This is a genomic window from Pseudomonas sp. PvP089 (assembly GCF_017875165.1).
In the GTDB taxonomy this organism is placed as follows: Bacteria; Pseudomonadota; Gammaproteobacteria; order Pseudomonadales; family Pseudomonadaceae; genus Aquipseudomonas; species Aquipseudomonas fortuita.
Window position 1 is genome coordinate 437,945 of record NZ_JAGGME010000001.1, and the last position, 22,842, is coordinate 460,786.

Below are 22,842 nucleotides of genomic sequence, written 5' to 3' on the forward strand. Positions count from 1 at the left end.
ACTCTTAAAGGGCGGAAGCGGAGGCGAGGTCCTGGCGCTCGAGGGCGAGCGGTGCGGGTCCGGTCAATTTTACCCGTTCATGGGCGGCCAGCGACAGGGTGGCACCGAGCACATTCGGACGGATCGGCAATTCGCCGGCGTCCAGGTCCAGCAGGCAGACCAGGGTGACGCTGGCCGGGCGGCCGTAATCGAACAGTTCGTTGAGCGCCGCGCGGATGGTGCGACCGCTCATCAGTACATCATCCACCAGCACCAGGTGCTGGCCCTCGACCTCGAACGGCAGCTCGGACGGGCGCACTTGTGGGTGCAGGCCGTTCTGGCTGAAGTCGTCGCGGTAGAAGGAGACGTCCAGGGTGCCCATCGGGCTGCTGTCGCCCATGGCTTCCTGCAGGGCCTGGGCAACCCAGACACCGCCGGTGCGGATACCGATGTAACGGGGCTCGGTGATTGCCCGGCGCGCCAGGTGGGCACGAAGGTCGACAGCCATCTGCCGAATCAGGTCGGCGGGATTGGGTAGGCTCATTGCGGGCTCCTCGGAAGGGGGCGCCGGGCGGGCCCGGCGGCAAAGATGATCAGGTATTGGCCTCCAGCCAGCCTTGCAGCAACAGGGCGGCGGCGATGGCATCGACCGGGTTGTCGCGGTAGCTGCCGCGCTGGCCGCCACGGGCCATGCGTTCGCCTTTGGCTTCGAAGGTGGTCAGGCGTTCGTCGTGGGTATGAACCGGCAGGTTGAAACGGCCGTTAAGGCGGCGGGCGAACTTCTCGGCGCGGGCGCTCATTTCGCTGGGTGTGCCGTCCATGTTCAACGGCAGGCCGACGACAATGGCATCGGGTTTCCACTCATTGATGAGCTTTTCCACCTGAGCCCAGTCCGGCACGCCGTTCTGCGCCTTCAGGGTGCACAGCTCGCGTGCCTGCCCGGTGATCACCTGGCCGACGGCCACGCCAATCTGTTTGCTGCCGTAGTCGAAACCCAGCAAGAGGCGTAGTTCGGCCATCAGGCGTGGCCCGCCTGGCTGGTCAGCAAGTGCAGGTTGATCCCCAGGCTGGCGGCCGCTGCTTCAAGGCGCAGGTCGCTGGCCCGGTCAAAGATGATTTGCGCGTCGAACGGGCAGTTGAGCCAGGCGTTGTCGGCCAGTTCCGCTTCCAGCTGGCCCGCCTCCCAGCCGGCATAACCCAGTGTGATCAGGCTCTGTTTCGGGCCTACCCCTGCGGCAATCGCAAGCAACACATCCTGCGATGTGCTCAGTGACAGCCCTTCCAGGGCCACGGTGGCCTGGAAGCTGCATTCGCTGCTGTGCAGCACGAAGCCGCGATCGGTCTGCACCGGGCCGCCCTGGTAGATCGGCACCTGCAGGGTGCTGGCCGGCGGCGTTTCGTCCGGGCGCAGCTGCTCGAGGATGTCGGCCAGGCTCAGTTCCTGCGGCCGGTTGACCACCAGGCCCATGGCGCCATGTTCATTGTGCTCGACAATGTACGTGAGGGTCTGGGCGAAGTTCGGATCGGCCATGTGCGGCATGGCGATCAGGAACTGGTGCTTGAGATAGCTCGGGGCGAGGGTTTTCATGGGGATAGTGTGGCGCCAGGCGGCGAGGCTGACAAGGTGCGGATTTGTGTCGCTTGGTTGGCGGCTGTCTTGAGGTTTTTGGCGCTTATGAGATCGAGCGCCACCGCATATAGCGAGCCCTACACCGAGGCCCTGAGTCAGTTGCTGGACAAACGGTCCCCCCGGGCAAAGCGCCAGGTGCGGATGATCTCCAGCCGGTCAAACTCGGCCAAATCCCCGGTGAACGGTGCAAACGGCGCTGCCAGCCGCACGATGCGTTGCGCTGCCTGGTCCAGCACCTGCTGCCCGGACGATTCCAGTACCAGCACTTCGTACAGCGATCCATCGCGGTTGATCGACACCATCATGCGCAAGTTGCCGTAGATCTGTTGCCGACGTGCTTCGTCGGGGTAGTTCAGGTTGCCCACCCGTTCGACCTTCTTGCGCCACTCTTCCTTGTACCAGGCGCCCTTGTCGCGCATGGTCGAGGCGGCGTTCAGGCGGTGGATGCGCGGGCGCTTGGCGTACATCTGCTGTTCGTTGGACAGCTCCGCCTCCAGGCTGGCGATCTGGCTGGACAGCTGCGAGCTGTCGAAGTCTGGCGCGGGCGCCGCCGGCTTGGGCTGTGCCTTGCTTTCCTTGGGCTTGGGTTCGACCTTCTGCGGCTTGGGCGCAGTCGTCACTACCGCCGACTTTTGTGGGGTAGGGGGGGGTACCACCTCGGGCCTGGCGGCGGGTGGCGGGGTGATCTTGTTGATCTTGCTGTCCTGGAACGGCGCCAGTTCGGTGGTGGTGGGCACCGCTTTCTTGTCCAGCGTGCCGCTGCCCTGCTGGTTTTCCTGAGCCTGGAAATCGGCCTTCTCGGGCGCTTTCTCGCTCTTGAAGGTGGCCAGGGTGATGTCCATGGTGTGGCGGATTTCGGCAGGCTTGACCACGGTAAAGCCGACGCCAAGAATCAGCGCCAGGTGCACCAGGGCAGCCAGGAACAGGGTAAAGCCGAGCCGGTCCACCGGGCGAACACGGGGCGGCAGCAGGTCGGCGGGGATGTCAGCGGGCAGCGTCATCAGGTATCCAGCAACTGCAGGGCGGGGCAGCAGCTCAGTCGATTAGGACCGGCATCATACCCCACTCTGCGGTTTAGCTTCGCGTTGGCTGTCAGCGCGCCTTGAGCTTGCGATCAATGGCATCCATCAATTTGCCACCGATATCGGTGTTGTAGGCAGCATCGATCTCGCGGATGCAGGTGGGGCTGGTGACGTTGATTTCGGTGAGGTAGTCGCCGATCACGTCCAGGCCCACGAACAACAGGCCCTTCTCGCGCAGGGTCGGGCCGACCTGGGCGGCAATCCAGCGGTCGCGCTCGGTCAGCGGGCGCGCTTCGCCACGCCCGCCAGCGGCCAGGTTGCCACGGGTTTCGCCGCTGGCCGGAATACGCGCCAGGCAGTAGTCCACCGGCTCGCCATCAATCATCAGGATGCGTTTGTCGCCGTCCTTGATCGCCGGCAGGTAGGCCTGGGCCATGATCTGCTGGGTGCCCAGCGCGGTCAGGGTTTCCAGGATCACCGACAGGTTGGGGTCGCCAGCCCGGTGGCGGAAGATCGACGTGCCGCCCATGCCATCCAGTGGCTTGAGGATCACGTCAACATGCTTGGCCGCGAATTCGCGAATGATGTCCGGGCGGCGGCTGACCAGGGTTGGGGTGGTGCACTGCGGGAACAGCGTGGCGAACATTTTTTCGTTGCAGTCGCGCAGGCTCTGCGGGCGGTTGACCACCAGCACCCCTTCATTCTCGGCCTGCTCCAGCAGGTAGGTGCTGTAGACGAACTCCATGTCGAAGGGCGGGTCCTTGCGCATCAGGATCACGTCCAGCTCGGCCAGCGGGCTGTCCTGCTCCTCGCCCAGCTCGAACCAGTGCGCCGGGTCGGCAAACACCTTCAGCGGGCGCATGCGGGCGCGGGCCTTGCTTTCGCCCTGGTACAGGTCTTGCTGTTCCATGTAGAACAGGCTCCAGCCGCGTGCCTGGGCGGCCAGCAGCATGGCCAGCGAACTGTCCTTCTTGTAGGAGATGGACGCGATGGGGTCCATGACAATGCCGAGGCGAACGCTCATGGGGTGGTTCCTCTTGGCGGCAGGTGGCCGCGATGGCGAAAGAAAAGTGGCTCAGGGTGGCGCCGCGAACGCCGCCGGTCAAGGGGCGGCGCAGATGGAATGGCCACCCGGAGTATGCTAAAAGTGCAGCTAATTTCCATTGGTAGGCGTCTATGGAACAACCCCTGAAGGTGATGGTGATCGACGATTCGCGCACGATCCGCCGCACCGCCCAGATGTTGCTCGGTGAAGCGGGCTGCGAGGTGATCACCGCCAGCGATGGCTTCGATGCCCTGGCCAAGATCGTCGACCACCAGCCCAGCATCATCTTCGTTGATGTGCTGATGCCGCGCCTGGACGGCTACCAGACCTGCGCCGTGATCAAGCACAACAGTGCTTTCAAGGACACCCCGGTGATCCTGCTGTCGTCGCGCGATGGCCTGTTCGACAAGGCCCGCGGCCGGGTGGTCGGCTCTGATCAGTTCCTGACCAAACCGTTCAGCAAGGAAGAGCTGCTCGACGCGATCCGCGCCCACGTGCCTGGGTTTACCGCGCCTCCACAACACGCACCCTGACCGCGCCCCGCCATGGCACGGCCTTACTTTCCTGATGGGGAAACAGCATGGCCCGAGTTCTGATTGTCGACGACTCGCCGACAGAGATGTACAAATTGGCCGGATGGCTTGAAAAGCACGGTCATGAGGTGCTCAAAGCCAGCAACGGTGCCGATGGCGTGGCGCTGGCGCGTCAGGCAAAGCCCGATGCAGTGTTGATGGATATCGTCATGCCTGTTCTCAACGGCTTTCAGGCCACCCGGCAATTGAGCAAGGACCCCGAGACCAGCGCCATTCCAGTATTGGTCGTTACCACCAAAGACCAGGAAACCGATCGCATCTGGGCAAAACGCCAGGGTGCGAGGGGTTTCGTGACCAAGCCCGTGGAAGAAGACGACCTGATCGCCAAGCTCAAAGAAGTGCTGGGCGCTTGACCACCCGCCCGCAAGGCGCGTCGCTGACCGCCTTCGAGCTGTTGCTGGACATTGACCGGCGCTGCCGCCTGCTGGTTGCCGACCAACCGCCGCAAGACAACCGCCTGCAACAGTGGAGCGGTATCGGTTTTCGCATTGCCGGGCAGTGGTTTGTCGCGCCCATGGGCGAGGTGGCCGAGGTGCTGCGTGAACCGCGCAGCAGCCGCGTCCCCGGTGTGCAGCCATGGGTGTGCGGGGTAGCCAACCTGCGCGGCCGGTTGTTGCCGGTGATGGACCTGAGCAGCTTCTTCGGCCTGGGCCACGCCGCCCCGGGCAAGCAACGGCGGGTACTGGTGCTGGACCACGAGGCCCTGTTCGTCGGCCTGCTGGTGGACGAGGTACTGGGCTTGCAGCACTTTGACCTGGACAGCCTGCAGCTGTCGCCGCCGCAGCCACTGCTGCGCGCCGCTGCACGTTTTGTGCAGGGGCATTTCCCGCGTGAACGCAATTGGGCGATCTTCAGCCCCTTCGCCCTGGCCCAGGCGCCGGGCTTTCTCGATGTGGCGTTATAGGACCTGCGAACGTGAACAAGCCTGCCACCTCCGTTACCGCGACCACCGTGAGCCCGCGTACCCGCAGCATCGCGCAGATCACTGTGCTGTTTTTGATCCTGATCCTGTCGATCATCCTGTTGTTCGCCAACTTCGCGTACCTGAACACCCAATCCAATTACGACAAGCAGTACATCGGCCATGCCGGGGAACTGCGGGTGCTGTCGCAACGCATCGCCAAGAACGCCACTGAAGCCGCCACCGGCAAGGCCCTTGCATTCAAGCTGCTGTCGGATGCGCGCAACGATTTTGAGCGGCGCTGGGGCTACCTGCGCCAGGGTGACAAGTCCACCGGGCTGCCGCCCGCGCCGCCCACGGTGCGTGACGAGATGGAATCGGTACGCCGCGACTGGGAAAACCTGCGCAAGAACACCGACACCATCCTGGCCAGCGAGCAGACCGTGCTGTCGCTGCACCAGGTGGCGGCGACGCTGGCCGAAACCGTGCCGCAGTTGCAGGTGGAATACGAGAAGGTGGTTGAGATCCTGCTGCAAAGCGGCGCCCCGGCCAACCAGGTGGCGGTGGCCCAGCGCCAGTTGTTGCTGGCCGAGCGCATCCTCGGTTCGGTCAACACTGTGCTGGCCGGTGACGATGCCGCAGCCCAGGCGGCCGACGCTTTTGGCCGTGATGCCGGCCGCTTTGGCCAGGTGCTGGAGGGCATGCTCAGCGGCAACGCGGCAATCCAGATAACCCGCGTCGAAGACGCCGACGCCCGCGCGCGGCTGGCGGAAATCGCCGAACTGTTCCAGTTCGTCGCCGGTTCTGTGGATGAAATCCTCGAAACCTCGCCCGAACTGTTCCGCGTGCGCGAAGCTGCCGGCAACATCTTCAGCCTGTCGCAAACCCTGCTCGACGAAGCGTCGCACCTGGCCAACGGTTTCGAGAACCTGGCCGGCGGGCGCACCCTCGATACTGTGGGCGGCTATGCCCTGGGCGTGCTGGCGCTGGCCTCGATCATTCTCATCGGCCTGGTCATGGTGCGCACCACCAACCGCCAGCTGCGCGAAACGGCGGAAAAGAACGAACGCAACCAGCAGGCGATCATGCGCCTGCTCGACGAAATCGAAGAGCTGGCCGATGGCGACCTGACCGTGACCGTATCGGTAACCGAAGACTTTACCGGCGCCATTGCCGACTCGATCAACTATTCCGTAGACCAGCTGCGCGACCTTGTGGCCACCATCAACCACAGCGCCGTGCAGGTGGCCGCAGCCGTGCAGGACACGCAAAACACCGCTCGCCAGCTGGCCAAGGCCTCCGAGCACCAGGCCGAGCAGATCAGCGAGGCCTCCGAAGCCGTCGGCGACATGGTCGAGTCGATCGACCGGGTATCCGCGCATGCCTACGAATCGGCCAAGGTGGCCGAACGCTCGGTGGCCATCGCCAACAAGGGTAACGAGGTGGTCCACAACACCATCAATGGCATGGACAACATTCGCGAGCAGATCCAGGACACCGCCAAGCGGATCAAGCGCCTGGGTGAGTCTTCTCAGGAAATCGGCGACATTGTCAGCCTGATCGACGACATTGCCGACCAGACCAACATCCTTGCCCTTAACGCGGCGATCCAGGCCTCGCTGGCCGGTGAGGCCGGCCGTGGGTTTGCCGTGGTCGCCGACGAGGTGCAGCGCCTGGCCGAACGCTCATCATCGGCTACCCGCCAGATAGAGGCGCTGGTGCGCACCATCCAGGCCGACACCAACGAGGCCGTGATCTCCATGGAGCAGACCACCGCCGAAGTGGTGCGCGGCGCCCGCCTGGCCCAGGATGCCGGGGTGGCGCTGGCCGAAATCGAAGGCGTATCGCAGAACCTGGCCGACCTGATCCACAGCATCTCCGACGCTGCCCAGTTGCAGACCTCGTCGGCCGGGCAGATCTCACACACCATGGCGGTCATCCAGCAGATTACCGCGCAGACCTCCGCCGGCTCCGGGGCCACTGCCGACAGCATCCGCCACCTGGCCCGCATGGCCAGCGAGATGCGCCGTTCGGTGTCCGGCTTCACCCTGCCGCCACCTGCCGAGCCCAAGTGAAGCGCCGCGTTGAGGAAGTGACAATGGCATCTGTTGCTGTAAGCCCCGAGCGCCACGACACGGTGGCGCTGGCCTGGACCAAGGCAGCCATCCTCGACTGCCTGGGCCAGGCGCGTCAGGCGCTGGAGCGTTTCGCCGGCGAGCCAGGCGACCTGTCGATACTCGCCTTTGTGGTCGACAACCTGCACCAGGTGCATGGCTGCCTGCGCATGCTCGAGCTGCGAGGTGCGACGCGTCTGGCCGAAGAACTGGAGCTGTTCGCCAAGGCCATGGCCGACGGCCAGGTGAGCCCACGGGGTGATTGCCTGGGTGCGCTGTTCCGGGGCCTGGAGCAGTTGCCCTCATACCTTGAGCGCTTGCGCGGTGCCCGCCACGACCTGCCATTGGTGATGCTGCCGCTGCTCAACCAGCTGCGCGCCTGCCGTGGCATCGAGCCGCTGGCCCAGGCCAGCCTGATCAGCGGTGCTGCGCAGCGCTTTGCCGGCTCTGACGACCTGGCCAACCTCGACCTCTCGCTGGGCAACTGGCGCGAACAGTTGCAGGCCGGGCCGGGCCGCGATGCCCTGCGCTCGGTGGTGACCGCACTGTGCGACGACCTTATGCGCATCAAGGAGCGCCTGGACCAGTTCGTGCGCAGCGACCGCCAGCACAGCGAGCAGCTTGATGCCCTGCTGGCGCCGCTGCGCCACGTGGCTGATACGCTGGCTGTACTGGGCTTCCAGCAACCACGGCGGGTGATCATCGACCAGGTGTTGGCGCTGCAGGCCCTGGCTCAGGGCGAACGAGCCGTGGACGACGCGGTGTTGATGGATGTAGCGGGCGCCTTGTTGTATGTGGAAGCCTCCCTGAATGGCATGGTCGGCCCACTGGAGGAAAACGGCCAGGCCGGCCTGCCAGGCTCGGACCTGGCCGAGATACGCCAGCTGGTGCTGAACGAATCGCTGAACGTGTTGCAGCAGGCCAAGGACCTGATCGGTGACTATGTGGAGTCCGACTGGCCCCGGCAGCGCCTGCAGCCCTTGCCAGGGCTGTTGCAGCAGGTTCGCGGGGCCTTGGCCATGTTGATGCTGCCCGCCGTGGCCGAGCTGCTTGCCGGCTGTGCAAGCTATGTGCAGCGTTGGTTGCAGCACCTGGAGGAGGAGCCGCCTGCCGACGAGCTGACCCACCTGGCCGAGGCCCTCAGCGCCGCTGAATGCTACCTGCAGTGGCGGGTGGCCGACCCGCTGGCGGATGGCCAGCCGTTCATCGACATGGCGTGTGCCAGCCTGGCGGCGTTGGGTGTGCACTGTGCGCAGGCGGATGCCCGAGCGGGCCTGGATGCCAATGGCGATGGCATCGATGACGAACTGCGCGAGGTGTTTCTCGAGGAAGCGGGCGAGTTGCTGCCGGAAATCGAGCGCCACTGGCTGCGCTGGCGTGCCGATAACCAGCAGCGCGGGGCGCTGGGGGAAGTGCGCCGTGCGCTGCATACCCTCAAAGGCAGTGGCCGCATGGTGCATGCCGAGGCGGTGGCCGAACTTGCCTGGGGCGCCGAGCACCTGCTGAACCGGGTGCTGGAGGGCCGCAGCGCGCTCAGCCCGGAAGGCGTGGTGGCCCTGCAACAGGTGTTCGTCCATTTGCCCGATCTGCTGGCGGACTTTGCCACCGGCCAGCTGCCGCAATTGACCGAAATCGAACAACTGGCCGGGCACCTGCATGCCCTGGCTGAAAACGATGCACCGGCGGCCAGTATCGATGGCCTTGAGCCACAGTTGCTGGATATCTTCCGCAGTGAGGCGCAGGGCCACCTGGCCAGCCTTGATGATTTCCTGCAGGGCGCCGACGGCCACGACACGCCGGTCAGCGATGGCCTGCAACGTGCCCTGCACACGCTCAAGGGCAGTGCCGCCATGGCCGGGGTGATGCCGATCGCTGAGCTGGCCACCGCCTTCGACCGCCTGGCCCGTGAATACAAGGGCCATCAGTTGCCACTGCAAATGGCCGAGATCGAATGGCTGGAAGCCGCGCGCTCGCTGTTCCATCTGGGCCTGGCGCAACTCGACAGCACACCACTGGCCGCCATCCCTGGCGCCGCGGAGCTGATCGAAGCGGTTGGCCAGGCAGTCGATAGCCGCCTGGCCAGCGGGCATGACGACCCGCAGCATGCCCGGCGTAGCAAGCGCGACCCGCAGCTGGTTGCCAGTTTTCTGGCCCAGGCCATGGACATTCTGCTTGATGCCGAGTCGTTGTTGTCGCGCTGGCAGCAACAGCCCGGCCAGCGCGACGCGCTGGATACCCTGCTCGACCAGATGACCAGCCTGGGCCATGCCGCGCACCTGGCCGACTTGTGGCAGATGGATGACGTGTGCGAGGCCTTGCTCGATCTGTATGGCGCCGTGGAAGAGGGCAGCCTGCCAGCCGATGCACGCTTTTTCGCCCACACGCAGCGGGCCCATGAGGCACTGCTGGACATGCTCGACGAAGTAGCGGCGGGGCAGGACATCGTGTCACGCCCGGAACTGGTCGATGGCCTGCGCACGCTGCTGGACCAGGCATTGGCACCGGATGCCACCGGCCTGGTGGGCATCGACAAGGTGACACCGCTGCACCCGGACATGGACCTGAGCGGTACTTTGGGGCTGTCGCATGACCCTTCGCTGCCAGAGGTGGGTGAGCCACTGCCAGACGAGCCGGAAAGCCCAGGCGAAGAGTTGCTGGAAGTGTTCCTCGAAGAAAGCTCGGACATTGTCGAGAGCGCCGCTGCCGCCCTGGCGCGCTGGCAGGCCGACCCGCGTAGCAGCGTCGAGGTGGACAACCTGATGCGCGACCTGCACACCCTGAAGGGTGTGGCGCGCATGGTTGAAATTGCCCCCATCGGTGACCTGGCACACGAACTGGAATTTCTGTACGAGCTGCTGGCTGCCGGGCGTTTGCCGCCGAGCCCGCCACTGTTCGCGCTGTTGCAGAATTGCCATGATCGCCTGGCGCACATGCTGGATGCCGTACGCCTGGGGCAGCCGTTGCATGCGGCCACGGCACTGATCGACTATATCCGTAACTTCAGCAGCGCGGCCCTGACCGACAGTGCGGCCGGCCAAGGGCCTGTCGAGGCAGCCGCCAGCGAGTTGCCGGCGGCAGCGCCAGAGCGGGCCGCAGGCGACATGGTCAAGGTTGATGCCGAGTTGCTCGATGACCTGGGCAACCTGGCTGGCGAGCACTCGATCATTCGTGGGCGCATCGAGCAGCAGGTCAACGATGCGCAGTTCGCCCTCAACGAGATGGAAACCACCCTGGAGCGCATGCGCGACCAGTTGCTGCGCCTGGATAACGAGACCCAGGGGCGGATCTCCAGCCGGCAGCCGTTCGAAGGCGATGCCTACGACGACTTCGATCCCCTGGAAATGGACCGCCATTCGCAGTTGCAGCAATTGTCGCGGGCCTTGTTCGAGTCTGCCTCGGACTTGCTCGACCTGAAGGAAACCCTGGCCCAACGCGCCCAGGAGGCCTACAGCCTTCTGCAGCAGCAGGCCAGGGTGAACAGCCAGTTGCAGGAAGGCCTGACCGCCACTTTGATGGTGCCCTTCGAACGCCTAGTGCCACGCCTGCAGCGTGTGGTGCGGCAGGTGGCCAGCGAACTGGGCAAGCAGGTGGAACTGGTGGTCGGCAACGCCGAGGGCGAACTGGACCGCAGTGTGCTCGAGCGCATGGTCGCACCGCTGGAGCACATGCTGCGCAACGCTGTCGACCATGGCCTGGAAAGCCGCGAAGCACGGCTGGCCGCTGGCAAACCGGAGCAGGGCACCATCCACCTGAATTTGCTGCACGAAGGTGCCGATATCGTTATCGAAATGACTGACGACGGTGCCGGTGTGCCACTCGACGCGGTACGGCGCAAGGCCATCAAGCGCGGCCTGCTGGATCCGCACGCAGACTTGAGCGATCACGAGATCCTGCAGTTCATTCTGCGCCCGGGGTTTTCCACCGCCGAGAAGATCACCCAGATTTCCGGGCGCGGTCTGGGCATGGACGTGGTGCACGAGGAGGTCAAGCAGCTCGGTGGCTCGATGAGCATCGAGTCGGCCCAGGGCAAGGGTGCACGCTTCTTGATCCGGCTGCCGTTCACCGTATCGATCAACCGTGCGCTGATGGTGCACCTGGGCGAAGAGCAGTACGCCATCCCGCTCAATACCATCGAGGGCATTGTCCGCGTGCCGCCGGCAGAGCTCGCAGCGTGCTATCAGCTGGACACGCCGCGCTATGTCTACGGCGGCCACGAATACGAGCTGCGTTACCTGGGCGAGTTGCTGCAAGGTGTGCCCCGCCCCGCGCTGCTGGGGCAGAGCGTGCCGTTGCCAGTGCTGCTGGTGCATTCCAAGGAGCAGTCGTTCGCCATCCAGGCCGACAGCCTGTCGCCCAGCCGCGAGATCGTGGTGAAGAGCCTGGGGCCACAGTTTGCTGCGGTGGCCGGGTTATCGGGGGCGACATTGCTGGGTGACGGGCGGGTCGTGCTGATTCTCGACCTGCTCGGCCAGCTGCGCGGCCAGCAGCGGCGCCTGGCACGTTTGCCCGGTGGCGAAGCCCAGCGCCAACTGCTCGGCCCGGCGCCGCGGCGTGCGTTGCTGGTGATGGTGGTGGATGACTCGGTGACCGTGCGCAAAGTCACCAGCCGCCTGCTGGAACGCCACGGCATGAGCGTGCTGACGGCCAAGGACGGGGTTGATGCCATGGCCCTGCTGGAAGACCACCGCCCCGACGTGTTGCTGCTGGACATCGAAATGCCGCGCATGGACGGCTTCGAGGTGGCCACACGCATTCGCCGTGACGAGCGGCTGAAAGACCTGCCCATCATCATGATCACCTCGCGCACCGGGCAGAAGCACCGCGACCGTGCCATGGCCATCGGCGTCAACGAATACCTGGGCAAACCGTACCAGGAGTCGCTGCTGTTGCAGAGTATCGCCCATTGGAGCCAGCCCCATGCTTGAACTGATTTCCGGCCAGCGCAGCAGCCTGACCGGGCTGTTGCTGCCTTTGGGTGATCGCACCCTGGTGCTGCCCAACGTGGCGGTGGCTGAGTTGAGCGGGCAGCGCAACCTGGTGTGCCAGCCCGGCGACCCCGCCTGGCACCTGGGCTGGATCGACTGGCGGCAGCAGCGCCTGCCGCTGATCGGCTTCGAGGCGGCGTGTGGGGGTGAAACCCCGTGCGGTGAGCGGGCCCGGGTAGTCGTGCTCAACGCACTGGGTGATACCGGCCTGCGCTACCTGGCGCTGTTGCTGCAAGACATCCCGCGCTCGTGCAAGCTCGACAGCCAGCTGAACTACGTGGACGTGGCGCTGGGCAGGCTGGAGCTGGCGGCGGTGCAGGTGGGCGAGCAGGTGGCTCGGGTGCCGGACCTGGTTGCACTGGAAAGGCTGGTGCGTGACGCGGATCTGCAACCTGACCTTGGCTAGGATGATGCTTGTGCGGGCCTCTTCGCGGGCAAGCCCGCTCCCACAGGTACACCACTGACCTTGAGTCCTGTGCATTACCTGTGGGAGCGGGCATGCCCGCGAAGAGGCCATCAGCATCACATCAGGAACCCAGCCCACCTGAAGAGGTCTGTGTTTGCATGTATTACGGTGAACGCTTCAATGCCTGGACCCACCTGGTCGGTGCTGTCCTGGCCTGTATCGGTGCCATCTGGCTGATCGTGGTCGCGGGCCTGCAAGGGGACCCGTGGAAGATCGTCAGTTTCTCCATCTACGGCAGCACCCTGCTGTTGCTGTACAGCATTTCCACCCTGTACCACAGCACCCGCGGGCGGGCCAAGGTAATCATGCGCAAGCTCGATCACCTTTCTATCTACCTGCTGATCGCTGGCAGTTACACGCCATTCTGCCTGGTCAGCCTGCGCGGCCCCTGGGGCTGGAGCCTGTTCGGCGTGGTCTGGGGGCTGGCGGTGATCGGTATGCTGCAAGAGATCAAGCCGCGTTCCGAGGCGCGGATCCTGTCGATCATCATTTATGCCGTGATGGGCTGGATCGTGCTAGTGGCAGTGAAACCGTTGCAGCAATCGCTGGGCAGCGCCGGCTTTGCCTGGTTGGCCGCCGGCGGGGTGTTCTACACCGTGGGCATCATCTTCTTCGCGCTCGACAGCCGCTTGCGCCACGCTCACGGCATCTGGCACCTGTTCGTGATTACCGGCAGCCTGCTGCATTTCGTGGCGGTGTCGTTCTACGTGCTCTAGTCAAAAGTCGCCCCACAGTTGCTGTGCCACCGACAGCGCCACAACGGGCGCAGTTTCAGTGCGCAGCACGCGCGGGCCGAGGCGGGCGGCGTGGAAGCCGGACGCTTTGGCCTGCTCGACTTCGGCCTCGCTCAGGCCGCCTTCGGGGCCGATCAGAAACGCCAGGGTCGCAGGTTTTTCGTGGCTGGTAAGCGGCTCGGCCACCGGGTGCAGGACCAGTTTCAGGTCCGCCTTGCTGCTGCCCAGCCATTCGGCCAGGGTCACGGGTGGGTGGATGACCGGCAAGGTAGAACGACCGCATTGTTCACAGGCGCTGATTGCCACTTGCCGCCAATGGGCCAGGCGCTTGTCGGCGCGCTCGTCTTTCAGCCGCACTTCGCAGCGCTCGCTGACGATCGGGGTGATTGCATTGGCGCCCAGCTCGGTGGCCTTCTGGATCGCCCAATCCATACGCTCGCCGCGGGACAGGCCTTGGCCGAGGTGCACGTGCAGCGGTGAATCGGCCTGGCCGGCAATGACCCGGTCAAGGTTGACGCGTACGGTTTTCTTGCCCACTTCAAGCAGCTGACCGAGGTATTCCTGGCCGCTGCCGTCGAATAGCTGCACGGCGTCGCCGGGGGCCATGCGTAGTACGCGGCCGATGTAGTGGGCCTGGGCTTCAGGCAGGTCGTGCTCGCCAAGGCTCAGGGGGGCGTCGATGAAGAAGCGGGACAGTCTCATGGGTTTGCTCGGTAAATAGAGAGACACAGATCCCCTGTGGGAGCGGGCGTGCCCGCGAATCAGGCGCTGCGGTGCCTGGCAAGGGCTTCGCCCTTGTTCGCGAGCACGCTCGCACCCACAGGAAAAGTGGTGTGGCGAATTGCCGGGCTAGCCCGGGTCGCGGAAATCGGGGTGGAAGTTGGCCGGCACGGCAACACTGACGCTGTCGCGGGTGGCGATGTCGATGCCTTCGCTGGCGACCTCGGCAAGGAAATCGATCTGCTCAGGGGTGATCACGTACGGTGGCAGGAAGTACACCACGCTGCCCAGCGGCCGCAGCAAGGCGCCGCGGGTCAGGGCATGCTCGAACACCTTCAGGCCGCGACGCTCCTGCCAGGGGTAGGCCACCTTGCCAGCCTTGTCCTGAACCATTTCGATAGCCAGGGCCATGCCGGTCTGGCGGATTTCGGCAACGTGAGCATGCTCGGCCAGGTGCGCAGTGGCGGTGGCCATGCGCGTGGCCAGGGCCTTGTTGGCTTCGATCACGTTGTCCTGCTCGAAGATATCCAGGGTCGCCAGCGCCGCAGCACAAGCCAGCGGGTTGCCGGTGTAGCTGTGCGAGTGCAGGAACGCGCGCAGGGTCGGGTAGTCGTCATAGAACGCCTGGTAGACCTTGTCGGTGGTCAGGCAGGCGGCCAGCGGCAGGTAGCCACCGGTCAGGGCCTTGGACAGGCACAGGAAGTCCGGGCGGATACCGGCCTGTTCGCAGGCGAACATCGTGCCGGTGCGGCCAAAGCCCACGGCGATTTCGTCGTGGATCAGGTGCACGTCATAGCGGTCGCAGGCCTCGCGCAGCAGCTTGAGGTACACCGGGTGGTACATGCGCATGCCGCCGGCACCCTGGATCAGCGGCTCGACGATCACGGCGCTGATCGAGGCGTGGTGTTCGGCCAGGGTCTGCTCCATGGCGGCGAACATGTTGCGCGAATGCTCCTCCCAGCTCATGCCTTCGGGGCGCAGGTAGCAGTCGGGGCTAGGCACCTTGATCGTGTCCAGCAGCAACGCCTTGTAGGTTTCGGTGAACAGCGGCACATCACCTACCGACATGGCGGCGATGGTTTCGCCGTGGTAGCTGTTGGTCAGAGTGACGAAGCGCTTCTTGCCCGGCTTGCCGACGTTCTGCCAGTAGTGGAAGCTCATCTTCAGCGCCACTTCGATACACGACGAGCCGTTGTCGGCGTAGAACACCCGGTCAAGGCCGGCCGGGGTCATGGCCACCAGGCGCTCGGACAGCTCGATTACCGGCTGATGGCTGAAACCGGCCAGGATCACGTGCTCCAGTTGGTCGACTTGGTCCTTGATGCGCTGGTTGATGCGCGGGTTGGCGTGGCCGAACACATTGACCCACCAGCTGCTCACCGCGTCCAGGTAGCGCTTGCCTTCGAAGTCCTCAAGCCACACGCCTTCGCCGCGCTTGATCGGGATCAGCGGCAGCTGCTCGTGGTCTTTCATCTGGGTACAGGGGTGCCACAGGACCTTGAGGTCACGTTGCATCCACTGATCGTTGAGGCCCATGGGCACTTCTCCTGGCTTTGCGGCGTGGTTCGACCGCGTAAGCCTAAGCAATGCCGCAGGGCAGGACAACCGCTGCCTTTCAATGACGTTGGGTGCCGGTCCATTCCAGCCGGCGGATGTGCACGGTTCCGGCCTGCGAAGTGGAGATGGTCAGGCGGCGGAAGGGGCCGTCGATCACCTGGTGGTAGGGGTACGTGGCAATGGGGCCGGGGCGCAGGTCGCTAAACCCGCTGCCTTCCACTGTGAGCCAGTAAAAGGTGCGCGGGACCGGGGCGACCAGGTCGTAATCAACCCTTTCAGCATCGAACAGCATGTGCAGGTCGTCGCAGAGAAAGTCGCTGACTACGTAGTATTCCAGGCGCAGGCACTCGACTTCCTGGGCGAAGACGATCTCTACGTCGCTGTGTTCACCGATGACCAGTTCGGTACCGTCTTCACCCTTGAACGCTTCATGAAAGCCGGTCCAAGAGGTGCTGTTGGAGCGGATACTTAGGCCGGAGGCTGTATGAAGCGTTTTTTTGTGCCATAGAAACTGCCGTTCGACGTGTTGGAAGTGCTCCTCGAAGATCATGCGCATGCCCTCCTGGCGGGGCTTCTGGCCAGTTTCGCCAGCTTCGCCTGCCGCCGTGTGACATGGCTACTGGCAAAAATGTCAGTTGCCAAAAGGACTTGATGTCACTGCGCTGGCAGGGCCGGCGGAGCTGACGTATTCTTAACGCATCTCTCTCGGGGCATTCCTGCCTCTCCCTGTTTCTGTAACCTCTGACTCGGAGTTCGCCGACATGGCTGCTGCTTGGGTGCGCCTGTGCGCGTTGGTATTGATTGGTGTCACCAGCGGCGCCGCGCTGGCAAAGGACAAGACGCCCACGGCGATTGTCGTGGGTGGCGGCCTGGCTGGCCTGACGGCAGCCTATGAGCTGCAGGACAAAGGCTGGCAGGTGACCCTGCTGGAGGCCAAATCGGGCATGGGTGGGCGTTCGGGCCTGGCCACCAGCGAGTGGATCGGCAATGCCAAGGCGCAGCCGGTGCTCAACCATTACCTGGACCGTTTCAAGCTTGAAACACTGGCGGCACCGGAGTTCGTGCGTACCCCTGGTTACCTCATCGACGGTGAGTACTTCAGCGCCACCGACCTGGCCACCAAGCAACCGGCTACCGCCGAAGCGCTCAAGCGCTACGAGAAAACCCTCGATGACTTGGCCCGTTCGATCGATGACCCGCTGAACCCGCAGGCAACCAGCACGCTGTTCGCACTCGACCAGATCAACGTCTCCACCTGGCTGGACAAACTGCAACTGCCGGCCACTGCCCGTCAGCTGATCAACCAGCAGATCCGTACCCGTTACGATGAGCCGTCGCGTCTGTCGCTGCTGTATTTCGCCCAGCAGAACCGAGTGTACCGTGGTGTCAGCGACCGCGACCTGCGTGCCGCGCGCCTGCCCGGTGGCAGCCCGGTGCTGGCCCAGGCCTTCGTCAAGCAGCTGAAGACCATCAAGACCAGTTCACCTGTCACTGCCATCGTCCAGGACAAGGATGGTGTAACGGTCAAAGTTGGCAGTGTCGGCTACCAGGCGGATTACCTGGTCATGGCCGTACCACTGCGCGCCCTGGCCAAGATCCAGATGACTCCAGGCCTGGACAACCAGCACCTGGCGGCGCTTAAAGGCACCAATTATGGCTGGCGCGACCAGCTGATGCTCAAGTTCAAGAAGCCCGTGTGGGAAAGCCGCGCGCGCATGTCGGGCGAAATCTTCAGTAATACCGGCCTCGGCATGCTGTGGATCGAGCCCGCGCTCAAGGGCGGCGCCAACGTGGTGATCAACCTTTCCGGCGACAATGCCCGCCTGCTGCAGGCGTTTGGCGACAAGCAGATGGTCGACCAGGTGCTGATCCGCCTGCATGCGTTCTACCCGCAAGCCCGCGGTGCCTTTACCGGTTACGAGGTGAAGCGCTACAGCACCGATGCTGGTACTGGCGGCGCGTACCTGGCCTATGGCCCGGGGCAGATCAGCAAGTACTGGCGCCTGTGGGAGCGCCCAGTGCAGCGCATCACCTTTGCCGGTGAGCACACCGACGCCCTGTACCCAGGCACCCTGGAAGGCGCCCTGCGCAGTGGCCAGCGTGCGGCCAGCCAGGCGCAGGACCTGCTGGCCGGCAAGTCGTTCGTCCCCGCCAAGGCGGTGCCGGTTGCGGCGGCAGCGGCAGCCGGTGCAGCGGCCACCAAGGACAGCAAGGGCGGGTTCTTCTCCAATATGTTTGGTGGTTCGTCCGATAAGGGCGACAAGGCTGACAAGGCGCCGGCCAAAGCTGAGCCTAAGCAGCCCGAAGAGGCCAAGCAGGACAAGCCAGGCTTCTTCAAACGCCTGTTCGGTGGGGCGCAAGCGCCAGAGGTGAAGGCTGAGCCAATCGCCAAAGCTGAGGAAGTGGCGCCGGCACCTGCGCCTGCTCCACAGGCCGCGTCGGCCCCGGCAGCGCCTGCGCCTGTAGCCAAGGAACCGGCTGCCAAGCCTGCGGCAACCAAGGCCGCCCCGGCCAAGCATGCCCCGGCGCACAAGCCAGCTCCCAAGCCTGCCGAAACCAAGAAGGCGACAGCCAAATCCGAGCCGACCAAGAAACCTGTGGCCAATAACCAGGCCAAGGCTGGCTGATTGATCGAAGGTGCTGGCTGCTCCCTCAGAGTCACGCTAACTCCCTGAGTTAGCGGGGACTCTGTGGGAGCGGGCTTGCCCCGCGAACACCGGCAAAGCCGGTGCCAGACACCGCGTGCCCTCCTTCGCGGAACAAGCCCGCTTCCACAGCAGCTTGCTTGTTGCCGGTGTTCTCCCCGACTATCGTTAATGTTTCCTTAATGGGAAGCTTACACAATACATATCGGATTTCTCGATAATCCGAAGCAATTTTTCCCGCTTTTATTCGATACGTTACGCGTTAGTCTGTGCACAGCTTCCACGGAGAAACACGCCAACATGCAACTGCGCAATTCACCTTCTCGCTACGGCGTGGTCAGCATCATCCTGCACTGGGGCGTGGCGCTGGCAGTTTTCGGCCTGTTCGGCCTCGGCCTGTGGATGGTCGGCCTCGACTACTACAGCCCTTGGCGCAAGGCCGGCCCGGACCTGCACAAGAGCATCGGCCTGGTGCTGCTGGCGGTGATGCTGTTGCGGGTAGTCTGGCGTTTCATCAGCCCGCCACCACCGGCACCTGCCAACCACGGCGCGGCCACACGGCTAGCGGCCAAGCTGGGCCATCTGGCGCTGTACCTTGGCCTGTTTGCGGTGATGGCTGCCGGTTACCTGATTTCTACCGCTGACGGCGTCGGCATATCGGTGTTTGGCCTGTTCGAAGTACCGGCACTGGTCAGCGACCTGCCTGATCAGGCAGATGTGGCTGGCGTGATTCATCTGTGGCTTGCCTGGGGCCTGGTGATTTTTGCCGTGCTGCATGGCCTGGCAGCGCTCAAGCACCATTTCATCGACCGTGACGCGACCCTGACCCGCATGTTGGGCCGCAAAGCTTGACTCTCAACCTCAATTGCATAGGAAGGAAATAAGGATGTTGAAAAAGACTTTTGCCGCTCTGGCGCTCGGTACCGCTCTGCTTTCCGCCGGCCAGGTCATGGCTGCCGAGTACAAGATCGACAAGGAAGGCCAGCACGCGTTTGTCGACTGGAAGATCAGCCACCTGGGTTACAGCTTTATTCACGGTACCTTCAAGGATTTCGACGGCAACTTCACCTGGGATAGCGCCAAGCCTGAAGCCAGCAAGATCAGCGTCGACCTGAAAACCGCCAGCCTGTGGTCGAACCATGCCGAGCGTGACAAGCACATCGCCAGCGCCGACTTCCTAGACGTGAAGAAGTATCCTGAAGCCAAGTTCGTCTCCACCGCCGTCAAGTCGACTGGCGACAAGACTGCTGACGTGACCGGCGACCTGACCCTGCACGGCGTGACCAAGCCGGTCACCTTCAAGGCCACCTTCAACGGTGAAGGCAAGGACCCATGGGGTGGTGAGCGTGCTGGTTTCAACGCCACCACCACCCTTAACCTGAACGACTTCGGTATCAAAGGCCCAGGCCCGACTTCGCAGACCCTCGACCTGGATATCAGTGTCGAAGGTGTGAAGCAGAAGTAAGCATTGCCTTGGCAATAGAAAACGCCGCCCATTGGGCGGCGTTTTCATTTCCCGTTCAGGGCCCTGACAGGGCCGCTACAGGCTGCCTCTAGCTTAACCTTTTCGGGTCAACAGGGCGGGACGCTCACCGCGCGGGCGGCTCGGCAGATCATCCAGTTGCTCAGGCGTCGGGAAACGGTCGAGCTTGGACTCCTTGCGGATGATCACCGGCTGTTTTTCCGGCTGGCGCGTGTTGCGCACGGCCGGCTCTTGCCGGGCAGCATCGTCACGGGCCGGGCGCCCACGGCCACCGCCATCACGGCGAGCACCACCACCGTTGTTATTGCGCGGCGGGCGCTTCTCACCGTTTGCAGTGCGTGGCTGGCCGCCGTTGCGAGCCTGACCACCGCCACCGTTGCTACGCGGGGCAGCACCTCCTTGGCTCTGGCCTGCACCAGTACCACCGCCAGGACGACGGTTACGTCCCTGGTTCTTGCCTTGGTACGGGCTGACGTAATCGGCGCGGTTACCGAAGTTGTCGACTTCGTCATCCAGGAACTCATCCGGGGCACGGTCGGCTGGCGGCTTGGGCACGCTGTTCTGGCTGGCCTGCTGCTGGCGCGGCTTGTTGTCACGCGGCTTGCGCTGCTGCGGCTTGTCGCCGGACTTTTCCTTGTCTGCAGGCTTGCCGGCCGCTGGCTGCTTGGCCTTGCCTTTATCCTTGCCTTTGTCCTTGCGGCCACCGTTGGCGTCTTTGCCACCTTCGCCGCGGGGCTGGTTGCGACCGCCACGGCCGTTGTTCTGCGGGCGTTCGCGTACTTCCGGTTTTTCGGCTTCTACCTGGCTGGCGTCGAAGCCCATCAGGTCGCCGTCCGCGATCTTCTGCCGGGTGACCCGCTCGATGCTCTTGAGCAACTTCTCTTCATCTGGCGCGACCAGCGAAATGGCCTCGCCCGAGCGACCGGCGCGGCCAGTACGGCCGATGCGGTGCACGTAATCTTCCTCAACATTCGGCAGCTCAAAGTTGACCACGTGGGGCAACTGGTCGATGTCCAGGCCGCGGGCAGCGATGTCGGTGGCGACCAGTACGCGGACGCTGTTGGCCTTGAAGTCGGCCAGGGCCTTGGTGCGGGCGTTCTGGCTCTTGTTACCGTGAATCGCGGCAGCGGTCAGGCCTTGCTTTTCCAGGTACTCGGCCAGACGGTTGGCGCCGTGCTTGGTACGGGTAAACACCAGTACCTGTTCCCAGGCACCCAGGGTGATCAGGTGTGCCAGCAGCGCACGCTTGTGGCTGGCAGGCAGGCGGTAGACACGCTGCTCGATACGTTCGACAGTGGTGTTCGGCGGCGTGACCTCGATACGCTCCGGGTTATGCAGGAGCTTGTCGGCGAGGTCGGTGATGTCCTTGGAGAAGGTGGCCGAAAACAGCAGGTTCTGGCGCTTGGATGGCAGGCGCGCCAGTACCTTCTTGACGTCGTGGATGAAGCCCATGTCGAGCATGCGGTCGGCTTCGTCGAGCACCAGGATTTCCACATGGGCCAGGTCGACCTTGCCTTGGCCGGCCAGGTCGAGCAGGCGGCCCGGGCAGGCAACCAGCACGTCAACGCCCTTGGCAATCGCCTGGACTTGCGGGTTCATGCCAACGCCGCCGAAGACGCAGGCGCTGACCAGTGGCAGGTCACGGGCATAGACCTTGAAGCTGTCGTGCACCTGGGCTGCCAGCTCCCGGGTTGGGGTCAGGACCAGCACGCGAGGCTGGCGAGGGCCGTGGCGCTGCGACTTGTCGGGGTGACCGGCGGGGAACAGGCGCTCGAGAATCGGCAGGGCGAAGCCGCCGGTTTTACCAGTACCTGTCTGAGCGGCAACCATCAGGTCGCGGCCTTGCAACACGGCGGGAATCGCCCGCTGTTGCACGGGGGTCGGCTGGGTATAGCCCGCAGCCTCGATAGCGCGGACAAGAGCCTCGGAGAGACCGAGGGAAGCAAAGGACATGGGCGATCCTGTTCTCGTGTGGGCTGGGCCCGTTGGGATGTTCTGCCTGGCGCGACGGGCATCGGTGGGATGCGATCGCGTCCGGTCCAGCTGGGCTTTCACTGCACATCCGGGAAACGGAGGGTGACGCGAAGGTGCGTCGGTGCCGATCGGGATGCCTGTTACGAGGCCGAGCGTCCGGGCGTGAGCCGGGCGGGAAGGCCCGAGTATAACAGAGCTATCGCGCTGTGCTGCTTTCCTGCTGCTCAACGGCGTTGAGAATGTTTCCGATGTCGCCTGTGTAACGGTGGCTGATGGCGGCAAAGGCCGGTTCGTGCTTGAACCGCTGCAGTTCTTCGGCAAAGGCCAGGGCCAGTGTTTCGCGCCCTGGCTTGCGCACCAACCCCAGGTACTGGGCTTGGCGGCTGATTGCCAGCGGGAGTTCCTCGACTTGTTGTTCAAGGCCCAGACGGCGAATCAGGTAATGCCCGACCACGCGGTCGGTGATTGCCAGGTCGATACGGCCCAGCAGCAGTTTGCCGAAGTTGGCTTCCTGCGTTGGCGCGGCTTCACGCCGAAAATGGGTCGCCTGGTTGAACGCGTCGCCATAGGCGTAGCCGGGCGAGGTGCCGACGGTGAGGCCCGCCAGGTCCTTGAACCCGGCCACGGCATGGCGGCGTGCGCGGGCCTGAAACAGCACGAACTCGACCTCCGACATGGGCTCGGGGGCGTACACCAGATAGGGCCGCCGCGTCTCGCTCTGGAAGATGTCCAGAATACCGTCGGCCAAGCCTTTCTCGATCATTGCCAGGCAGCGCTTCCATGGCAGGAACTGCCATTCCACCTCAACCCCAAGGCGTTTGAATACCTCGGTGGTGACTTCGTAGTCGATACCGAGGGGCTGGCCCTCGTGCTGATAAATGTAGGGCGCCCAGTCATCGGATACCAGGCGCAGGCGCTCGCCCAGAGCCAACGGGCTCAGGCAGGCGAGCAGCAGGATCCAGAACAGGCGGGCGACGAGTGGCATGGCCGCAGA

General features: G+C 64.2%; 20 protein-coding genes. 10 read left to right on the top strand and 10 right to left on the bottom strand.

Going from position 1 to position 22,842, the window contains the following annotated elements; all coding sequences use genetic code 11:
- Nucleotides 1–4: 4 nt before the first annotated feature.
- The 5 genes from pyrR to gshB all read right to left on the bottom strand — a co-directional run bounded on the left by pyrR (nt 5) and on the right by gshB (nt 3,655).
- Nucleotides 5–523 (bottom strand): bifunctional pyr operon transcriptional regulator/uracil phosphoribosyltransferase PyrR, encoded by a 519-nt coding sequence (pyrR, locus tag J3A71_RS01990; RefSeq protein WP_016489547.1) that lies wholly within the window; start codon nt 521–523, stop codon nt 5–7.
- A gap of 49 nt (nt 524–572) precedes the next feature.
- Nucleotides 573–998 carry a Holliday junction resolvase RuvX gene (gene ruvX / locus J3A71_RS01995; protein ID WP_016489546.1) on the bottom strand — a complete coding sequence of 142 codons (426 nt, stop codon included), beginning with the start codon at nt 996–998 and terminating at the stop codon, nt 573–575.
- Nucleotides 998–1,567, bottom strand: a complete 570-nt coding sequence (locus J3A71_RS02000) for a YqgE/AlgH family protein (RefSeq protein WP_016489545.1) — start codon at nt 1,565–1,567, stop codon at nt 998–1,000. Before J3A71_RS02000 ends, ruvX begins: the two co-directional genes overlap by 1 nt.
- Before the next feature lie 137 nt (nt 1,568–1,704).
- Nucleotides 1,705–2,610: an energy transducer TonB gene (locus J3A71_RS02005; protein ID WP_043198277.1), complete on the bottom strand. Its 906-nt coding sequence runs from the start codon at nt 2,608–2,610 to the stop codon at nt 1,705–1,707.
- 91 nt (nt 2,611–2,701) lie between these two features.
- Nucleotides 2,702–3,655, bottom strand: coding sequence for a glutathione synthase (gene gshB / locus J3A71_RS02010; protein ID WP_060516883.1), 954 nt, complete (start codon nt 3,653–3,655; stop codon nt 2,702–2,704).
- A gap of 152 nt (nt 3,656–3,807) precedes the next feature.
- Here gshB and J3A71_RS02015 point away from each other — a divergent pair, with 152 nt between their 5' ends.
- From J3A71_RS02015 to J3A71_RS02045, 7 genes are all read left to right on the top strand, one after another.
- Nucleotides 3,808–4,209, top strand: coding sequence for a response regulator (locus tag J3A71_RS02015; RefSeq protein WP_016501972.1), 402 nt, complete (start codon nt 3,808–3,810; stop codon nt 4,207–4,209).
- A gap of 47 nt (nt 4,210–4,256) precedes the next feature.
- A complete protein-coding gene (gene pilH, locus J3A71_RS02020; RefSeq protein ID WP_016489541.1) occupies nt 4,257–4,622 on the top strand; it encodes a twitching motility response regulator PilH in 366 nt (121 codons plus the stop codon).
- Nucleotides 4,619–5,173: a chemotaxis protein CheW gene (locus tag J3A71_RS02025; RefSeq protein WP_016489540.1), complete on the top strand. Its 555-nt coding sequence runs from the start codon at nt 4,619–4,621 to the stop codon at nt 5,171–5,173. Before pilH ends, J3A71_RS02025 begins: the two co-directional genes overlap by 4 nt.
- Nucleotides 5,174–5,220: 47 nt before the next feature.
- Nucleotides 5,221–7,245 carry a methyl-accepting chemotaxis protein gene (locus J3A71_RS02030; protein ID WP_224372594.1) on the top strand — a complete coding sequence of 675 codons (2,025 nt, stop codon included), beginning with the start codon at nt 5,221–5,223 and terminating at the stop codon, nt 7,243–7,245.
- A 23-nt stretch (nt 7,246–7,268) separates the two neighbouring features.
- Nucleotides 7,269–12,209, top strand: a complete 4,941-nt coding sequence (locus J3A71_RS02035; protein ID WP_070086475.1) for an Hpt domain-containing protein — start codon at nt 7,269–7,271, stop codon at nt 12,207–12,209.
- Entirely contained in the window at nt 12,202–12,675 is a 474-nt protein-coding gene (locus tag J3A71_RS02040) for a chemotaxis protein CheW (protein ID WP_016489537.1), read from the top strand. The genes J3A71_RS02035 and J3A71_RS02040 overlap by 8 nt, the downstream gene beginning before the upstream one ends.
- A 158-nt stretch (nt 12,676–12,833) precedes the next feature.
- Nucleotides 12,834–13,451: a hemolysin III family protein gene (locus J3A71_RS02045; RefSeq protein ID WP_209953621.1), complete on the top strand. Its 618-nt coding sequence runs from the start codon at nt 12,834–12,836 to the stop codon at nt 13,449–13,451.
- On the opposite strand, the gene J3A71_RS02050 is transcribed toward J3A71_RS02045, so the two are convergent.
- The 3 genes from J3A71_RS02050 to J3A71_RS02060 all read right to left on the bottom strand — a co-directional run bounded on the left by J3A71_RS02050 (nt 13,452) and on the right by J3A71_RS02060 (nt 16,296).
- Nucleotides 13,452–14,171 carry a 16S rRNA (uracil(1498)-N(3))-methyltransferase gene (locus J3A71_RS02050; protein WP_096426859.1) on the bottom strand — a complete coding sequence of 240 codons (720 nt, stop codon included), beginning with the start codon at nt 14,169–14,171 and terminating at the stop codon, nt 13,452–13,454.
- A 147-nt stretch (nt 14,172–14,318) separates the two neighbouring features.
- Nucleotides 14,319–15,725, bottom strand: coding sequence for an adenosylmethionine--8-amino-7-oxononanoate transaminase (locus J3A71_RS02055; RefSeq protein WP_095116407.1), 1,407 nt, complete (start codon nt 15,723–15,725; stop codon nt 14,319–14,321).
- A gap of 79 nt (nt 15,726–15,804) precedes the next feature.
- Nucleotides 15,805–16,296, bottom strand: a complete 492-nt coding sequence (locus tag J3A71_RS02060) for a hypothetical protein (protein WP_016489533.1) — start codon at nt 16,294–16,296, stop codon at nt 15,805–15,807.
- 211 nt (nt 16,297–16,507) lie between these two features.
- On the opposite strand from J3A71_RS02060, the gene J3A71_RS02065 reads away from it, so the two are divergent.
- The 3 genes from J3A71_RS02065 (at nt 16,508) to J3A71_RS02075 (ending at nt 19,856) form a co-directional block, all read left to right on the top strand.
- Nucleotides 16,508–18,373 (top strand): flavin monoamine oxidase family protein, encoded by a 1,866-nt coding sequence (locus J3A71_RS02065; protein ID WP_096426858.1) that lies wholly within the window; start codon nt 16,508–16,510, stop codon nt 18,371–18,373.
- A 318-nt stretch (nt 18,374–18,691) separates the two neighbouring features.
- Nucleotides 18,692–19,243: a cytochrome b gene (locus J3A71_RS02070; protein WP_095116411.1), complete on the top strand. Its 552-nt coding sequence runs from the start codon at nt 18,692–18,694 to the stop codon at nt 19,241–19,243.
- 34 nt (nt 19,244–19,277) lie between these two features.
- Nucleotides 19,278–19,856, top strand: coding sequence for a YceI family protein (locus tag J3A71_RS02075; protein ID WP_016489530.1), 579 nt, complete (start codon nt 19,278–19,280; stop codon nt 19,854–19,856).
- 93 nt (nt 19,857–19,949) lie between these two features.
- Here the strand turns inward: J3A71_RS02075 and J3A71_RS02080 are convergent, their stop codons facing one another.
- Entirely contained in the window at nt 19,950–21,827 is a 1,878-nt protein-coding gene (locus tag J3A71_RS02080; protein WP_016489529.1) for a DEAD/DEAH box helicase, read from the bottom strand.
- Between the two features lie 217 nt (nt 21,828–22,044).
- Nucleotides 22,045–22,833 carry a transporter substrate-binding domain-containing protein gene (locus J3A71_RS02085; RefSeq protein ID WP_016489528.1) on the bottom strand — a complete coding sequence of 263 codons (789 nt, stop codon included), beginning with the start codon at nt 22,831–22,833 and terminating at the stop codon, nt 22,045–22,047.
- Between the last annotated feature and the right edge of the window lie 9 nt (nt 22,834–22,842).

Excerpts from the sequence above, each read along its gene's own strand:
- pyrR (WP_016489547.1), bottom strand. The coding sequence starts at position 523 with ATGAGCCTACCCAATCCCGCCGACCTGATTCGGCAGATGGCTGTCGAC.
- ruvX (WP_016489546.1), bottom strand. The coding sequence starts at position 998 with ATGGCCGAACTACGCCTCTTGCTGGGTTTCGACTACGGCAGCAAACAG.
- J3A71_RS02000 (WP_016489545.1), bottom strand. The coding sequence starts at position 1,567 with ATGAAAACCCTCGCCCCGAGCTATCTCAAGCACCAGTTCCTGATCGCC.
- J3A71_RS02005 (WP_043198277.1), bottom strand. The coding sequence starts at position 2,610 with ATGACGCTGCCCGCTGACATCCCCGCCGACCTGCTGCCGCCCCGTGTT.
- gshB (WP_060516883.1), bottom strand. The coding sequence starts at position 3,655 with ATGAGCGTTCGCCTCGGCATTGTCATGGACCCCATCGCGTCCATCTCC.
- J3A71_RS02015 (WP_016501972.1), top strand. The coding sequence starts at position 3,808 with ATGGAACAACCCCTGAAGGTGATGGTGATCGACGATTCGCGCACGATC.
- pilH (WP_016489541.1), top strand. The coding sequence starts at position 4,257 with ATGGCCCGAGTTCTGATTGTCGACGACTCGCCGACAGAGATGTACAAA.
- J3A71_RS02035 (WP_070086475.1), top strand. The coding sequence starts at position 7,269 with ATGGCATCTGTTGCTGTAAGCCCCGAGCGCCACGACACGGTGGCGCTG.
- J3A71_RS02040 (WP_016489537.1), top strand. The coding sequence starts at position 12,202 with ATGCTTGAACTGATTTCCGGCCAGCGCAGCAGCCTGACCGGGCTGTTG.
- J3A71_RS02045 (WP_209953621.1), top strand. The coding sequence starts at position 12,834 with ATGTATTACGGTGAACGCTTCAATGCCTGGACCCACCTGGTCGGTGCT.
- J3A71_RS02050 (WP_096426859.1), bottom strand. The coding sequence starts at position 14,171 with ATGAGACTGTCCCGCTTCTTCATCGACGCCCCCCTGAGCCTTGGCGAG.
- J3A71_RS02055 (WP_095116407.1), bottom strand. The coding sequence starts at position 15,725 with ATGGGCCTCAACGATCAGTGGATGCAACGTGACCTCAAGGTCCTGTGG.
- J3A71_RS02060 (WP_016489533.1), bottom strand. The coding sequence starts at position 16,296 with ATGATCTTCGAGGAGCACTTCCAACACGTCGAACGGCAGTTTCTATGG.
- J3A71_RS02065 (WP_096426858.1), top strand. The coding sequence starts at position 16,508 with ATGGCTGCTGCTTGGGTGCGCCTGTGCGCGTTGGTATTGATTGGTGTC.
- J3A71_RS02070 (WP_095116411.1), top strand. The coding sequence starts at position 18,692 with ATGCAACTGCGCAATTCACCTTCTCGCTACGGCGTGGTCAGCATCATC.
- J3A71_RS02075 (WP_016489530.1), top strand. The coding sequence starts at position 19,278 with ATGTTGAAAAAGACTTTTGCCGCTCTGGCGCTCGGTACCGCTCTGCTT.
- J3A71_RS02080 (WP_016489529.1), bottom strand. The coding sequence starts at position 21,827 with ATGTCCTTTGCTTCCCTCGGTCTCTCCGAGGCTCTTGTCCGCGCTATC.
- J3A71_RS02085 (WP_016489528.1), bottom strand. The coding sequence starts at position 22,833 with ATGCCACTCGTCGCCCGCCTGTTCTGGATCCTGCTGCTCGCCTGCCTG.